At 61.2% G+C, this 15642-nt stretch carries 12 protein-coding genes and 1 riboswitch; of the genes, 8 read left to right on the top strand and 4 right to left on the bottom strand.

The features are described from left to right. Nucleotides 1-57 precede the first annotated feature (57 nt). Nucleotides 58-480: a molybdenum cofactor biosynthesis protein MoaE gene (locus IEW17_RS16470; protein WP_188563159.1), complete on the top strand. Its 423-nt coding sequence runs from the start codon at nt 58-60 to the stop codon at nt 478-480. 158 nt (nt 481-638) lie between these two features. On the opposite strand, the gene IEW17_RS16475 is transcribed toward IEW17_RS16470, so the two are convergent. The 3 genes from IEW17_RS16475 to moaC form a co-directional block, all read right to left on the bottom strand. Further along, nucleotides 639-1325 (bottom strand): porin family protein, encoded by a 687-nt coding sequence (locus IEW17_RS16475; protein ID WP_188563160.1) that lies wholly within the window; start codon nt 1323-1325, stop codon nt 639-641. 152 nt (nt 1326-1477) lie between these two features. Then, nucleotides 1478-2677, bottom strand: a complete 1200-nt coding sequence (locus IEW17_RS16480) for an NTP transferase domain-containing protein (protein WP_188563161.1) — start codon at nt 2675-2677, stop codon at nt 1478-1480. 8 nt (nt 2678-2685) lie between these two features. Next, on the bottom strand, nt 2686-3177 hold the full coding sequence (moaC, locus tag IEW17_RS16485) for a cyclic pyranopterin monophosphate synthase MoaC (RefSeq protein WP_188563162.1): 492 nt from the start codon (nt 3175-3177) through the stop codon (nt 2686-2688). Between the two features lie 182 nt (nt 3178-3359). Between moaC and IEW17_RS16490 the strand changes: the two genes are divergently transcribed. Further along, nucleotides 3360-4604: a molybdopterin molybdotransferase MoeA gene (locus IEW17_RS16490; RefSeq protein WP_229749070.1), complete on the top strand. Its 1245-nt coding sequence runs from the start codon at nt 3360-3362 to the stop codon at nt 4602-4604. 108 nt (nt 4605-4712) lie between these two features. On the opposite strand, the gene IEW17_RS16495 is transcribed toward IEW17_RS16490, so the two are convergent. Continuing rightward, a complete protein-coding gene (locus tag IEW17_RS16495) occupies nt 4713-7493 on the bottom strand; it encodes a TonB-dependent receptor (RefSeq protein ID WP_188563163.1) in 2781 nt (926 codons plus the stop codon). A gap of 478 nt (nt 7494-7971) precedes the next feature. Continuing rightward, nucleotides 7972-8079, top strand: a riboswitch (SAM riboswitch). A 73-nt stretch (nt 8080-8152) separates the two neighbouring features. Between IEW17_RS16495 and metH the strand changes: the two genes are divergently transcribed. The 6 genes from metH to IEW17_RS16525 all read left to right on the top strand — a co-directional run bounded on the left by metH (nt 8153) and on the right by IEW17_RS16525 (nt 15490). Next, nucleotides 8153-11959 carry a methionine synthase gene (metH, locus tag IEW17_RS16500; RefSeq protein WP_188563164.1) on the top strand — a complete coding sequence of 1269 codons (3807 nt, stop codon included), beginning with the start codon at nt 8153-8155 and terminating at the stop codon, nt 11957-11959. Nucleotides 11960-12047: 88 nt separating this feature from the next. Continuing rightward, a complete protein-coding gene (gene metF / locus IEW17_RS16505) occupies nt 12048-13004 on the top strand; it encodes a methylenetetrahydrofolate reductase [NAD(P)H] (protein WP_188563165.1) in 957 nt (318 codons plus the stop codon). 111 nt (nt 13005-13115) lie between these two features. Continuing rightward, nucleotides 13116-13592, top strand: a complete 477-nt coding sequence (locus IEW17_RS16510; protein WP_188563166.1) for a tetratricopeptide repeat protein — start codon at nt 13116-13118, stop codon at nt 13590-13592. A gap of 147 nt (nt 13593-13739) precedes the next feature. Then, complete coding sequence (locus tag IEW17_RS16515; protein WP_188563167.1) at nt 13740-14288, top strand: energy transducer TonB; 549 nt, start codon at nt 13740-13742, stop codon at nt 14286-14288. A gap of 126 nt (nt 14289-14414) precedes the next feature. Continuing rightward, the gene (locus IEW17_RS16520; RefSeq protein WP_188563168.1) at nt 14415-14966 is read left to right on the top strand and encodes a hypothetical protein; all 552 of its coding nucleotides are present in this window, start codon (nt 14415-14417) and stop codon (nt 14964-14966) included. 83 nt (nt 14967-15049) lie between these two features. Then, nucleotides 15050-15490, top strand: coding sequence for a putative signal transducing protein (locus IEW17_RS16525; protein WP_188563169.1), 441 nt, complete (start codon nt 15050-15052; stop codon nt 15488-15490). Nucleotides 15491-15642: the final 152 nt, after the last annotated feature.

Here is a 15642-nt window from a genome sequence, read left to right on the forward strand (position 1 = left end):
TTAACACCCTGCTTTTCAAGTTCAGATAACTGCTCACTACCAACTGTTAACTGATTAATGACCCCTCACCTCTCCATCACCGACCAACCCATTGACGTGGCCGCCGCCCTGGCCGCCGTGCAAACCGAAACTGCCGGGGCCGTAAATTCTTTCATCGGCACGGTGCGCAACCAGTCGGGCGGCCGCCCGGTGCGCCGCCTGCACTACGAGTCCTACGACAGCATGGCCCTCACCCAACTGGGCCACGTGGTGGCGCAAGCCTACGAAAAGTGGCCCATGCTGCAGGAAGTGGCCGTGGTGCACCGCAAAGGCACCCTGGCCCTCGGCGATGTGGCCGTGGTGGTGGCCGTGGCCACGCCGCACCGCGCCGAAAGCTTCGCCGCCTGCCAGTACATCATCGACACACTGAAACAGGTGGTAACCATCTGGAAGCGCGAGGAATACGAGGACGGCACCGAATGGGTGGCCGCGCATCCATAAGAAGTTTTAAATCACAAAAGAGCCCGCTTTCGACATCGAAAGCGGGCTCTTTTGTGATGAGACGGTTGTAGAGACGCAATATTTTACGTCTCGTTATTGAACGATTACCGTTGGACGATTGCCATGTGACGCGAACGACGAGACGCGAATACGCGTCTCTACTTGCTCGGAATCAGGTAGCCCAGCGAGAGTTGAAACGCGGAATGACGGGCGTTTTTGAGGTCGCCGTTGAAGTAGGCACTGTTGTCGCTTTTCACAAAGTCGCTGAAGGCTCCGGTGTAGCGCAGGTTCAGGCTCAGGCCGTTGGTGGCTTCGTAGCCCACGCCGGCCAGGTAGCCCAACTCATTGCGGTTGAGGCCGCTGACATCGTTTTTGTCTTTGGTTTCCGAAACCGTGGGGCTGCCGACGGCGGGCGTGGTCGTGGTTTTGGTTTCGTTATTGGAGCTCAGCAGGTAAGAATACTGGGGGCCGGCTTCGGCCACGAAGCCCAGAGCCTTGAACTTGAGCAGCAGTGGCACGTCGATGTAGTTGTAGTTGACGTTGCCCTCGCGCTTCTGTTTGCCGAGTACGGAGGAGAACTCCGTGGGCTTGTTTTCGAAGCCCTTCTGCGAGTACAAAATCTCCGGCTGAATCGAAAGCAAGTCATCGGCCAGCAGCGGCACGTTGAGCATGACACCGCCCAGGAAGCCGACTTTGTTGTTGTAAGTATCCTCGTTTTTAATGTTGCCGGACAGGTTGGAGTAGTTGGCACCAGCCCGCAGGCCAAAGCGAATATCCTGGGCTTGCGCCGACGAAATAGCGGCCGTGGCTAGTAGCGCGGTTGCTAAAAATGCAGTCTTTTTCATAATGAAATAGCAATGGGTGATGAGTTGCTCGGCTGGCTCGCAAGTCAAAAACGTGCCAGTATGCGCTACAAACGCTCTTAGCAACTGAAATAGTCTGAACAGTAGGCAAAAAAATACCGCTCAGTTGAGCGGTATTTTTTTTCGATTACTAATCAGGCGGTTAATTCCTGTTCGGCGGCGGCCCGTTCCTCGGGCGTGTTCACATTGCGCAGTTCCTCGGGCACGGGGGCATCCAGCAGCTCAATATCAGAGTTAATCAGCGCCTTGCGGGGGCAGGAATAGCCCAGGCCCAGAAACCGCAGCAGCTGCCCGTAGCTGCGCGGCTCCCAGATGGTGACCAGCGGCTCCGGAAACTCGTTCCACGGGCTGCGCAGCGCCGTGGCCGCCCGCGCGGCTTGCCGGTGCGCCACCAAAAACTCCAGCGTGGCGCGGGTGAGGAAGGGCAAATCGCAGGCCAGTACCAGCCAAGCCGCGTTGGGGTCGGCCTGAAAAGCGGAGAGCAGGCCGCCCAATGGCCCAAGGTTCAGGAAGGTATCGGGCAGCGGAGTGAGGCCGGCGGGCAGGTCGGCGGCCTGGTCAGGGCGCACGGACACGCGCACATCGGAACAAAATTCGCTGAGCAACGCGGCCGTGTGCTGGCGCTGGTCGAGGGCGTGGTAGTGCAGGGCACCCTTGTCGGCTTGCATCCGCTCGCTGCGGCCACCGGCCAGCACGAGGCCGCGCAGCACCGGCACCGCCAGCAAATACCACTGCCGGATGAAGGCGGCGATACCGGCCGTATCGGCCAGGCGCAGCACGGGCGGCAGCGGGGCGGCGGCCAAGTGCGCGGTGAGCACGGCGGGCAGCTCCGTCTGGCCTTCGGCAAGAAGAATCAGGCGCACGTCGGTGAGGCGGTCGAGCTTCTTGTCCAGTGGCTTGCGCGGGTCGATAATTACCACCTGCTGGCGAGCGCGGAAGTGGTTGCCATTCACCAGCACCACACTTTCGTGCGCCAGCAATTCGGGCTGCGAAAACTTATCCAGTACCCGCGTCAGGTTGAGTTGGCGGTAGGTGATTTTATCAACCAGCTCCGCCGAAAGCCCATTTTCGGCCACGTAAGGCGCTGGGCGAGGCTCCGTAGCCAGCGAGTCCTGCGATTCGGCGGCGGCATCGCCGGCCGCGTGGTCGGCGTCGACGTAAGCCACGCGCAGGGCAGGAGCCAAAAGCGGCAGCAGATGCGCCACCAAAGCCTGAATATCGCCGCAGGGCGCGCCCAGTATCGCCAGTTCGTGCCGGCCGAACTCGCCTAGGTCGGGCCGGGCCAGGGCGGCGTGTTTCTTGCGTTTCGCGGTTGAGGTTGGTAGACTATCCATAGCGGAATTTACGAATTTTCGGGACGATGAAAGTCGCGCTTGCCGCCGGTTTTGGCGATGAGCTGCACGCCTTCAATGGTAATATCGTGTGAAAAGGCCTTGCACATGTCGTAGATGGTGAGGGCGGCCACGGTGGCCCCGGTCAGGGCCTCCATCTCCACGCCGGTGCGGCCCGTAACCACGGCGGTGCATTCCACACGCAGGGCGTCGGGGCCATCGGGCTCGATGGTAATTTTGCAGTCATCCAGGCCCAGCGGGTGGCAGAGCGGGATGAGGTCGGCGGTTTTTTTGGCCCCCATAATGCCCGCCAAAATGGCCGTGTGGATGACCGGACCTTTATGCGAGGGCATTTCGCCGGCCTGCACGCGGCTCAGCAGCTCCGTGCCCAGCACCACGCGGCAGTGAGCTACGGCCACGCGGCGGGTGGGGGCTTTTGCCCCTACATCCACCATCGTGGGCTGGTTGGCGGCGTTGACGTGGGTAAAATTCTTGGTTAGCATGGGGTGTAAAGACGCATATTTGCGTCTAATCGTTGGAATATTGAATGAACAAGTAGCGCATCATCGGCCAGTGAAACCATCCATTCGAGGTCGCTAATAGCTAATTCCGGCCACCGATTGTTTGGCCTCAACTTCAACGGCTCGCCATTTTGGCCGTCGCCTCGTTCAATGAAGACGCAAATATGCGTCCCTCTCTCTCGCCCATGCTCACCGTCGTCGAAGCCTTTGCCCGCGTGCTGGCCACCGCCCGCCCGCTTTCTCCCGAAACCGTAGCCCTGTCCCACGCCAATGGCCGCGTACTGGCCGAAACCCTCACGGCCGACCGCGACTTCCCGCCCTTCAACCGAGTGGCTATGGACGGCATTGCGGTGCAGCACGCCGCCTGGGCCGGGGGCCAGACGGCGTTTGCCATCGAGCACACCCAGTACGCCGGCGCGCCGGCGCAGTCGCTGCAAAACCCGCGCAATGCCATCGAGGTGATGACCGGAGCCGTGCTCCCGCCCGGCACCGATGCCGTCATTCGCTACGAGGATATTCTGCTGGCCGACAATTGCGCCACCATCCAGATTCCGGCCCCCGAAGCGCCCGGCGTCAACATTCACCGCCAGGCCGCCGACCGCCGCCGGGGCGATGCCCTGCTCCGGCCCGGCACCCGCTTGGGGCCCGCCGAGCTGGCCATTGCCGCCACCGTAGGGGCCGCCGAAATGGCGGTGACCCGCGCCCCGCGCGTGGCCGTGGTGAGCACCGGCGATGAGCTGGTGGGCATCAACCAAGCGCCGCTGCCGCACCAGATTCGGCGGTCCAACGCCTATGCCTTGCAGGCCCTGTTTGCCCAGGCCGGGGCCGACGTGTCGCTGTTTCACCTGCCCGACGACCGGGAGGAACTGCGCACCGGCCTCACCAACATTCTCGCCGCCAGCTTCGATGCCGTGGTGTTGAGCGGGGCCGTGAGCAAGGGCCGCGCCGACCACCTGCCCGGCCTGCTGCGCGAGCTGCACGTGGTCGAGATTTTTCACGAAGTGAACCAGCGTCCCGGCAAGCCCATGTGGTTTGGAGCGCGGGCCGAAGGGCCGGTAGTCTTCGGGCTGCCCGGCAACCCGGTGTCCACGTTCCTCACGGCCTGCCGCTACGTGCGGCCCTGGTTGCGCGCCGTGCAGCAGCCCGCCGATGCCGAAGCGGCTGCCGCAGCTGCCGATGCGCCGATGCCAGCTGTGCTTACCGTGGACATCAATTTTAAACCGCCGCTGACTCATTTCGTGCCCGTGCGCCTGACCGTGGATGCCGATGGCCGCCGCCTGGCCACGCCGCTGCGCGTGGGCGGCTCCGGCGATTTGGCCGGGCTGGCAGGAGCCACCGCGTTTCTGGAGCTGCCGCCCGAGCTGGCGCTGTTTGCGGCGGGCAGCGTGTGGCCGGCGTGGGCATTGTGAGTCAGGTTTTATGGTGATTGCCCAAAGCCCTGCGCACCAAAAAAGGCCTGCTTCAATGAAGCAGGCCTTTGGCATTTGTTATTCCTAAAGCGGAAACTTACCCGTGCATTACTTCACGTTGAAGAGCAAGCCCAGGTAGGCCAGACGGCCGATTTGCGGGCCGCCGATGATTTGGATGTTATTGGCATCGAACAAGTTTGACACCCCGGCCTGGAAAGTGGTGGCCAGCTTGGGTACGGCGTAGCCCAGGTAGGCGTCGGTGGTGCGGTAGCTGCTGATGCGGCCGGCGGCGAAGGGCATTTCCTGGTTGTGGCCTTCCACCCAACGGTAGTTCACCGAGTAGGTCAGGTTGCGCAGCACAACGCCCGAAGCGCCGATGTTGAATTTGTGCTTGGGCGTGTTGAAGAACGTGCGAAAACCGGCCGGCAGGTTGCTGCGGTCCAGCACGTTCAGCGAGTAGTTACCGCTCAGGTTCAGGCTCTTGTCCAGGTAATAAGTGATACCGAACGTGGCGCCTTGGGTGCGCACTTCCTGCTCGTTGTTATACGAGGCGTAGATGATGCGGGCGGGCGAAGCGGCGGCGTTGGTGAAGCCCGAGGCCAGGCCTCGGTTTACCTGCAGCGGCGTGGGGCGGGTGCCATCCACGTTGCCCACAAAAGCAGTGCCCCCGATAAAGTCGTTGTAGCGGCTGCGGAAGTAGCTCACGTCCACGTACACATTGGGAATAATGGCCCCCTTGTAGCCCACTTCAGTCGTGTTCACGCGCTCCAGCCGCAGCTTGGCCAGCGACACTTCGTAGCCGGACAGCGAGGTGCCCGGCGTGTAGGGCTGCCCGGCCGCGTTGGTGAAGTTATAACCTTGAAAGCCGTCGCCCACGTTGCCCAGCAGAATGAAGGTGCCCAGGTCGGAGTACAGGTATTGGTCGGTGTTCGATGGGCTGCGGAAGGCCTGGCTGTAGCTGGCCCGGAAGTTATGCTGCTTGTCATCGCCGAGCGAGTACACCACCGCGGCGCGGGGCGAGAAGGCCGATTCGAAATTCTTGAAATTATCGAGGCGGCCGGCCAGCGCAAACTTCAGGCGCGTGTCCAGCAATGTTTGGGTGAGCTGGGCGTAGGCCCCGTACTCGTAGTTGGGAATGCGCTTGCCGTCGGTATCAGCAAAGAGCTTGCCGCCCGAGCCCAGGCGGTACGCGCGGTAGGCGGCGCCCACAATCATATCGGTGCCGAAGTCGGAGAGGTGAAAGCTGCGCTGGGCGCTGATGTCGTTCAGGAACGAGTTGAAATTTTGCTGGGCACCGCGGCCGGGCTGGTCGTCGTTGGCAATTTTATCGCGCAGGGTGGCAAAGCGGCCGTCGGTGCTTTTAAGCTGGGTGCCATCGGCGGCGGCGTGCGCGGTGGCCTGGGCCGCTTCGGGGCTCAGGCCGCCGGCCCGGGCCTGGCCGTACGCCTGGTTGTACACAAAGAAATACTGCTGGAAGTACTTCGTGGTGCCGCCTTCGGTGGTGGGCGAGTTCAGCAACAGGGAGCTGAGCTGGCTCAGCTCGTAGCTATTGCCGGTGAAGTCTTCGGTGGAATACGCCCGGATGAAGCCCCGGGAGTTTTTCAGCTCGACCCGGTACTGGTTAGTGCCCAGGTCTTTGATGCGGAAGCGGCTCAGGTTCTGGTACGTGGACGTGCCCACGCCGCGCTTGGCTTCCACAGTCAGCTTCAGGTCGTCCTTAATCAGGTACGACACGGCACCCTGCACCCGGTAGGAACGGGTTTTCTGGTCGCCGGCAATCAGCTCCTGCTCGTTGAAACCGGGCATGTACACCGTCTTGCCGTACAGTTCCGGGTTCACCGTGTAGCCGGGCTGGTTCTGGAAGGGCGTGTACACGTTGCTGATTTCGCCGTAGCGGTTCACCGCGTCGTAGCCGAGCGGCGAGCCCGCCGGATTGGCGGAGTTAGACGCCGCGTTGTAGTTATTAGCAATCCAGTCATCGGCCCGGAACCAGCTGCCGTTAACCTTGAAGGCAAACTTGTCGCCGAGCTTTTTGGCGTACCGTACCTGCGCATCCTGCAGGTTGCGCTGGCCGCCGCGCAGGCGCACGCTCAGTCCGTCGTACACGAACGGGTCTTTGGAGTTGAAGAGCACCACGCCGCTCAGGGCGTTGGAGCCGTACAGGGACGAGGCCGGCCCGTGAATGATTTCGATGCTCTCCATGTCCAGCTCCGGAATACCCACCAGGTTGCCGGGGCTCAGGTTGAGCGAGGGCAGGGCCGTATCCATGTAGTCCACAAGCTGAATCACGCGCTCCGACTTGGCCGTGTTGAAGCCCCGGGTGCTGATGCTGGTGAACAGCATCGAGGCCGAGTTCACGTCCACCCCGGCCAGCTGGCCCAGGCCCGACAGCACTTCCGGCGTGCTGATGCGCTCCAGCTGCTTGCCCGAGACCTTGTCGATGGTGACCGGAGCCCGCAGGATGTTTTCCTCAATTCGGGACGCTGACACCACCGTTTCGTTCAGCAGCGTCACGCTGGGCACCATATTGATGCGCAGCTCACTGTTGGCGCTTTCCAGCTTCAAGAATTGCGTTTCGTAGCCCACGAATGCCACCACCAATTCCACCGGCCCCTTATCAAAGGCCGCGTTCAGGTTGAACTTGCCCACCTGGTTGGTGCTGGTGCCAATGTAGGTACCCTTGAGGAAGATGGTAGCACCGGGCAGCGGTTCGTCGGCGGTGGTCAGCACCACGCCGCCCACGGGGGGCCCGGTGGGGTCGGTGAGTTTAACGACAGCTTTGCGTTTTGCAGTAAGGCGGGGCGGATGGAGGCCACTGGCTGGAGCAGCCGTAACCGGATTGGCAGGCAGCAGGGCTGCCAGTAGCAACGCTGAATAAACGTATTGCATTTGGTGGTGATAAATACTGAGGATATTGAGACATCAAAATTATTCCTCCCCCAGTGTTCAAAAACCGCCTATTCGATGAACGTCCGCCGTTTGCAGTTGAAAACGCTGTATTGCCGGTCTAAGAAGCTGTTTGAGTTAATAAAACGGTCATGCTGAGCGCAGTCAAAGCATCTCTACCGCTTCGTTGCACCGGCTCAAGCGAAGCGGTAGAGATGCTTCGACAAGCAGACGCTAGATGAGCATGACCGTTTCAGAATGATTTTGGCTAACGCAAACAGCATCTAATAAATCTGGCAAGCTCCAACCTGATTGGCTGTTCTCAAGCAATGCAGTGCCTTGATTGAAACACCTGCTGGGTAGTCCTGTTTCCACGGTACGATGGCGCTGTCCGCGGGTTCATTGAAGCAATTTGCGGCCCTCAGCTTGGCTGACGGGGCCGGGCTCATATTACCCTCAGGCGTTGTACCTTCGTATCACGCTGCTATCCAGAAAGACCGAGGGACCGGGCCCGATGACGTCTTGGCAACCTACCACGAGTAGGTGCCAACTCCCGTTTCACCGCTTTTGTGGTGAAAGAAGATGACAGCCGGAACCGTGCCTCGCCGCATGGGTTTCTTTCTGGATACGCGCTTGTTTGCCCGTTACTCAACCCGAAAGAAATGCCCACCGCCACCCTCACCGCTCCCTCCCCCCTCCCCGAAATCCTGCGCCAGCGCCTGCTGATTCTCGACGGCGCGATGGGCACCATGATTCAGCGCTATCCGCTGACGGAGGAAGATTTTCGCGGCACCCGCTTCGCCGACCACCCCAAGCCCCTGCGCGGCAACAACGACCTGCTGAGCCTGACCCGGCCGGACATCATCAAGGGCATCCACGCCGAATACTTCGCTGCCGGGGCCGATATGGTGGAAACCAACACGTTCTCGGGCACCACCATCGCGCAGGCCGACTACGGCCTGGAGCACGTGGTGTACGAGCTGAACTACGAGTCGGCGCGCCTGGCCCGGGAGGCGGCCGACGAATACGCTACGCCTGAGCAGCCGCGCTTCGTGGCCGGTGCGCTCGGCCCCACCAACCGCACGGCCTCGCTCTCGCCCGACGTGAACCGCCCCGGCTACCGCGCCGTGACCTTTGATGAGCTGGCCACCGCCTACCTGGAGCAGGTGCGCGGCCTGATTGACGGCGGCGTGGACACGCTGCTCATCGAAACCATTTTCGACACGCTGAACGCCAAGGCCGCACTCTTCGCCGTGCAAAAGTTCTTCGACGAAGGCGGCCGCCAAGTGCCGCTCATGATTTCGGGCACCATCACCGATGCCTCGGGCCGCACGCTGAGCGGCCAGACAGTGGAGGCGTTCTGGAATAGCATCCGCCACCTACCCCTGCTGAGCGTGGGCCTGAACTGCGCCCTCGGGGCCGACCAGCTCCGCCAGTACGTGCAGGAGCTGAGCCGCATTTCCGACGTACACATCTCGGCCTACCCCAACGCCGGCCTGCCCAACGCCTTCGGCGGCTACGATGAATCGGCGGAAGAATTCGCGGCCCTCGTGGAGGAGTATTTGAAAGAAGGCATCGTGACAGTGGTGGGCGGCTGCTGCGGCACCACGCCCCAGCACATCGCGGAGCTGAGCAAGCTGGCGAAGCGGTACAAGCCCAGACGTTTAACCTCACCCCCTGACCCCCTCTCCAAAAAAGAGGAAGAATCGGTTCGTGAGGACGACTCTGCTGGAAGCAATACCGGTTCCCCCTCTTTTTTGGAGAGGGAGTCAGGCGGTGAGGCAATCGCCAGGACGACCCGCCTCGCTGGCCTGGAGCCATTCAACATTTCCGAAAAGACCCTCTTCGTGAACGTGGGCGAGCGCTGCAACGTGACGGGCTCCCGCGCCTTTGCCCGCCTCATCCGCACCGGCGCGTATGAGCAAGCCCTGGCCGTGGCCCGCCTGCAAGTGGAAGAAGGCGCGCAGGTCATCGACATTAACATGGACGAGGGCATGCTCGACTCCGAGCAGGTGATGACGACGTTCCTCCACCTCATTGCCTCGGAACCCGATATTGCGCGGGTGCCGGTCATGATTGACTCCTCGAAGTGGAGCGTGCTCGAAGCCGGCCTGAAGTGCGTACAGGGCAAGTCCATCGTAAACTCGATTTCGCTGAAGGAAGGCGAGGACGTGTTCCGCGAACGCGCCCGCACGGTGCGCCAGTACGGGGCCGCCGTGGTGGTGATGGCCTTCGACGAGAACGGCCAAGCCGACTCGCTGGCCCGCCGCCAGGAAATCTGCCAGCGCAGCTACGATATTCTGACGCAGGAAGTGGGTTTCGACCCGTCCGACATCATCTTCGACCCCAACATTCTGACCGTGGGCACGGGCATGGACGAGCACCGCGACTACGCGCTCGACTTCATCGAGGCCGTGCGCTGGATAAAAGCGAACCTGCCCGGCGCGCTCACCAGCGGCGGCATCAGCAACATTTCGTTCTCGTTTCGGGGCAACGACGTGGTGCGCGAGGCCATGCACACGGCCTTCCTCTACCACGCCATCCGCGCTGGGCTGGATATGGGCATCGTGAACCCCGGCCAGCTCGGCGTGTACGACGAAATCGCGCCCGACCTGCTTGTCCTCTGCGAGGACGTGCTGCTCAACCGCCGCGCCGATGCCACCGAGCGCCTGGTGGAATTTGCCGACACGGTGCAGCAAAAGGGCAAGGTGGAAGTGGTGGCCGATGCCTGGCGCAGCCTGCCAGTGTGGGAGCGGTTGCAGCACTCGCTGGTGAAGGGCATCACCGAGTTTATCGACGAGGACACCGAGGAGGTGCGCCAACAGGTGCGGCGGCCCCTGGAAGTAATCGAAGGCCCGCTGATGGCCGGCATGAACGTGGTGGGCGACCTGTTTGGGGCCGGCAAAATGTTCCTGCCGCAGGTCGTGAAATCGGCGCGGGTGATGAAGAAGGCCGTGGCCTACCTGGAGCCGTACCTGCTGGCCGACAAGCAGAGCGGCGAGCGCCAGACGGCCGGCAAAATTCTGATGGCCACCGTGAAAGGCGACGTGCACGACATCGGCAAGAACATCGTGGGCGTGGTGCTGGCCTGCAATAATTTCGACATCGTGGACCTGGGCGTAATGGTGCCGTTGGAGAAGATTCTCGACGAAGCTCAGCGCCAGCAGGTGGACGTTATCGGCCTGTCCGGCCTCATCACGCCCTCGCTCGACGAGATGGTGTACGTGGCCCAGGCCATGCAGAAACGCGGCATGAAAATCCCCCTGCTCATCGGTGGGGCCACCACCTCGCGCCTGCACACGGCCGTGAAAATCGCGCCCGTCTACAGCGGCCCCGTAGTGCACGTCAACGATGCCTCGCGCTCGGTGGGCGTAGCGGCCGGCTTGCTCGGTTCGGGCGAACGGGCTTATGCCCAGACCGTGGCCGATGACTACGCCACCCTGCGCACCGACTACGCCAGCCGCCAGCGCGACAAGAACTACCTGAGCATTGAGGCGGCCCGCGCCAACGGATTTAAGTCGGATTGGGCCACGGTGGCCATCACCAAGCCCACTTTCCTGGGCTCTAAGCTGCTGGAAGATTACGACCTGGCCGAGCTGGCCCGGTACATCGACTGGACGCCCTTCTTTTACACCTGGGAGCTGAAGGCCGCCTACCCGCGCATCCTCACCGACGAAAAGCTGGGCGAAGCTGCTACCAAGCTCTTCGCCGACGCGCAGGCCATGCTCACGCGCATCATCGACGGCAAACTGCTTACGGCCCGCGCCGTGCTGGGCTTCTGGCCGGCCAATACCGTCGGGTACGACACCATTGAAATCTACGCCGATGACTCGCGCGACACGGTAGCTGCCGAGTTTTTCACGTTGCGTCAGCAGGGCGAAAAGGGCCCGACAATTTCCAATGTCGCCTTTTCCGATTACCTGGCCCCAAAAGAATCTGGCCGGGCCGATTACCTGGGCGGGTTCGCCGTCACGGCCGGCATTGGCATTGAAAAGCTGATTGAGCAGTTCGATGCCGACCACGACGACTACTCCTCCATCATGGTGAAGGCCCTGGCCGACCGCCTGGCCGAGGCCTTCGCCGAACGCCTGCACGAGCGGGTGCGCCGCGAGTTCTGGGCCTACGCCCCCGACGAACACCTGACCGGCGACGACCTCATTCAGGAGAAGTACCACGGCGTGCGCCCCGCCCCCGGCTACCCCGGCTGTCCCGACCACACCGAGAAAATCACCCTCTTCCAACTGCTCGATGCGGAAGGCAAAACCGGCATCTCGCTCACCGAAAACCTGGCCATGTACCCGGCCTCCTCAGTGAGCGGCATGTACTACGCGCACCCCGATTCGCGCTACTTCGGCCTGGGCCGAATCGGCGTGGACCAAGTGGCAGATATCGCCCGACGCAAGGGCATGGAACTGCCGGAGCTGGAGCGCTGGCTGATGCCGAATCTGAATTACGAACCGAAGAAGTAGCGTGGACTCTGCGAGTCCGCGCGTGAACGATACCCGAATTACCTCCTAACGCCTCCATGCGCGGACTCGCGGAGTCCACGCTACTTATATGAAAGTTACCGAACACCTGGCCCAAGCCGACGGAAAAACCCTGTTTTCCTTCGAAGTGCTGCCCCCCAAAAAGGGCGAAAATATCCACACGCTCTTCTCGAATATCGAGCCGCTGATGGAGTTCAAGCCGCCGTTTATCGACGTGACCTACCACCGCGAAGAATACGTGTACCGCCACCACCCCAACGGCCTGCTGGAGAAGAAAACCGTGCGCCGCCGCCCCGGCACGGTAGGCATCTGCGCGGCCATCAAAAACCGCTTCGACGTGGACACCGTGCCCCACCTCATCTGCGGGGGCTTCAACAAGGAAGAAACCGAGAATGCGCTGATTGACCTGCACTTTTTAGGCATCGACAATGTGCTGGCCCTGCGCGGCGACCCCATCAAAACCGAGGGCATCTTCAAGGCCGAGCCCGACGGCCATGCCTACGCCTGCGACCTGATTGGGCAAATGGCCGACCTCAACAAAGGGGCTTACCTTGACGAGGAACAGGACGATACCTGGGCTACCAACTTCTGCATCGGCACGGCCGGCTACCCCGAAAAGCACTTCGAAGCCCCCAACTACTCCTCCGACATGCGCTTCCTAAAGCACAAGGTGGACCGGGGCGCCGACTACATCGTGACCCAGATGTTCTTCGACAACGAAGAGTTTTTCAAGTTTGAGAAGCGCTGCCGCGAGGCGGGCATCACCGTGCCCATTATCCCCGGCCTGAAACCGCTGACGACCAAGAGCCAGCTCACCATGCTGCCCCGCACCTTCTACCTCAACCTGCCGGAGGCGCTGGCCGAAGCCGTGAGCCAGTGCCGCGACAACGAGGCTGTTCGCGCCATCGGCATCGAGTGGTGCCTCAACCAAAGCCGCGAGCTCATGGCCCACGGCGTGCCCTGCCTGCACTACTACTCCATGGGCAAGTCGGAAAGCATTCGTCGCATAGCCAAGGAGCTGTTTTGAGTCATTCACTGGTTGACAGCCGTACAGATTGCTTATGCGGCAGCTTGGTTTGCCACATGGGTAGCAAGGGCTACAATTCGTGTTATGCGCTCGTTAAATGATAATTGCTAAATGTTAAATTACCTGGACGACCTGTTTGCCCGCTTGCGGCTGGCCACTGCGCCGGCCGAGATTGAGGCTCTGCAAAACGGCATCTGGCAGGTGTGGCTGACCAGTAGCGACGCGGCCACGAATGAGGTGTTGGAAGTAGGAACGCGAGCTATGCAAGCGGATGACCTTGCCCTGGCAATCCGGCAGTTCACCACAATAATCCTACTTAATCCCAGCTTTTCCGAAGCCTGGAATAAGCGCGCCACGGCTCATTACCTGCGGGGAGAATACCGCGCTTCCCTGGCCGATATTGCCGAAACCCTGCGCCGCGAACCCCGCCACTTCGGGGCGCTGTGGGGCCGGGCCGCCATACTGCGCGAGCTGGGCGACTACCGCCATGCTCTTGATTCATTAATCACGCTGTCAGGTGTTTGCCCGAATTTACCAGGATTGCGAGAGGAGCAGTCAAGTTTGCAGGAGCGCCTGGGGAAAGGCTAAATTTTATCTGGACCGGGTTGAAAAAGAAAACAATTTATTATCTTCCATCCCCCAAACGATTGGGGATGGAAGATAATAAATTGTTTTCTTATTTTTACCTCGTACAATTCTATGAAAATTTATACTTATCTTATTTGCCAATTTGTTTTGGTCCTGCTCCTGGCTGTTCCTGCCAGTGCCCAAAAGGCTTACACCAGCAAATGGGCCAGTGGCCAACTTGAGCGCCGTACCAAGGTGGGCGTGTGGGAGTATTACGGCGTCACCACATCAAAAGAGAAAGTGGTAGTGCAGCGCTATGACCACTCCGCCAACACCCTGATTTATTATCGCCCGGTTGATGAAATAGCCTACAGCACCGAGGTAAACGCCGGCCAGTGGAAGCGCCGCCAAGTGGACCGGCCGCCCCTGTTCATCGGTGGCGATGCCGCGCTGGCGGCCTACACCACGCAGCTGCAATACCCATTGCAGGCGCAGGAGCGCAATATTCAAGGCCAGGTCATGATTGGGTTTATCATCGACGCGGAGGGGAAAACCAGCGGGCACCGGGTGCTGCGCAGCGTTGGGGGCGGCTGCGACCAGGAGGCCCTGCGCGTGGCCAAAACAATCCCCAACGAGTGGATTCCGGCCCTGGTAGGTATCCGGCCCGTGCCCGTAGAGTATGAGCTCACGCTGACCTTTCGGCTGGCCCAGCCGTAGAAGCAGGATGTGCAACGAACTTGGTTTGGAGCGATGGCAGGCAGGCTAGTCCGGCAACGCAGTTTTTTTGCGGCACTTTATAGCTCATCACCAGTTACTTAGCACCCCACATTACTGCACTACGGAATGACATTTCGGTTTGAAAAATCAGCAGCGGCAGCTACCAAACTCTCGGGCCTGGTAGTGGCCGCACTGCTGCTCACCAGTTGCGACTCGACGCCCCGCGAGCGCCAGGAAGTAGCCCGCGAAAGCGCCCGCGAGCTGGATACGCTCACGCGCACCGCCGCTCAAAAGCTGGCCCGCGTGGGCAAAGCCACCGCCCGCTACGATGCGGCCAACCGCCTGCGCCGCTCCCGGCCACTCGACCCGCGCCAGCAGCTGGCCATGGAGGCTAAATTGATGGGCCCCTACAACGGTCAAATCAACTCCCTGACGCCGCAGGACCTACCCGCCGCCTACGGCCACCTGGTGCGCGAAACCCGCGCCCAGCGCGCCACCTGGACCGACCGCGACTGGGACTACGCCCGCGCCGTGTACCAGCGCCTGAACGACCAGGTGAAACAGATTCGGATGGACATGCCGGCCCGCGATGAATTGCGCGTGCGCGCCCGGCAAGCCGAATTTGTGGCCCTGCAGGCTGGCCACACGGCCCAGGGCATTAACGCGGCCACTAAATAAGCTAAATAGTTATGAGTGGTGAGTTATGAATTATGAGTTGTCCCTCCAGCAATTCATAACTCAACACTCATAATTTCCATGATATGTCCAGCTCCGACTCTGTCGTTTTTCTCGAATCGTACTACGAACCGATGGCGGCCAATCTGGCCCGCACGCGGCTGGAGGCGGCCGGCATTCCGTGCTTTCTCAGCAATGAGAACTTAGTATCGATGATGCCGCTGTACAGCTCCATCACAGGGGGCGTACGGCTGCATGTGCGTCAGCGCGATGCGGAAATGGCCTTGGAAATTTTGCGCGAGGAACTTGTGCCGCTGGCCACCGGGCCGGATATTGCCTCCTTTGCCGCCGACGCGCCCGACCCGGTGGCTCCGCGCTGCCCCCGTTGCGGGTCTTCGGATGTGGCCTATGGCCCGGCCACGCGCAACACCTACGGATTTTGGTCGGGGCTGCTGTCGGTGCTGCTGCGGTTTCCGGTGCGCGGCCACCGGTTCCACTGCTTCCATTGCGGGAACGAGTTCAAATAGATTTTGGCCAAACTGCCGAGCCCGCCCAACGCCCCCGCAACCGCCGCGTGGTGCTGCGCCGGCTATCAAGCGAGTCCTCATAAAAATAGGGCTTCCGCACCAAATATCAGGCATTTCGCAGCAGTTGCCGGAGATACTCATTATCATACGCG

Source organism: Hymenobacter frigidus, from assembly GCF_014640435.1.
Lineage (GTDB): Bacteria > Bacteroidota > Bacteroidia > Cytophagales > Hymenobacteraceae > Hymenobacter > Hymenobacter frigidus.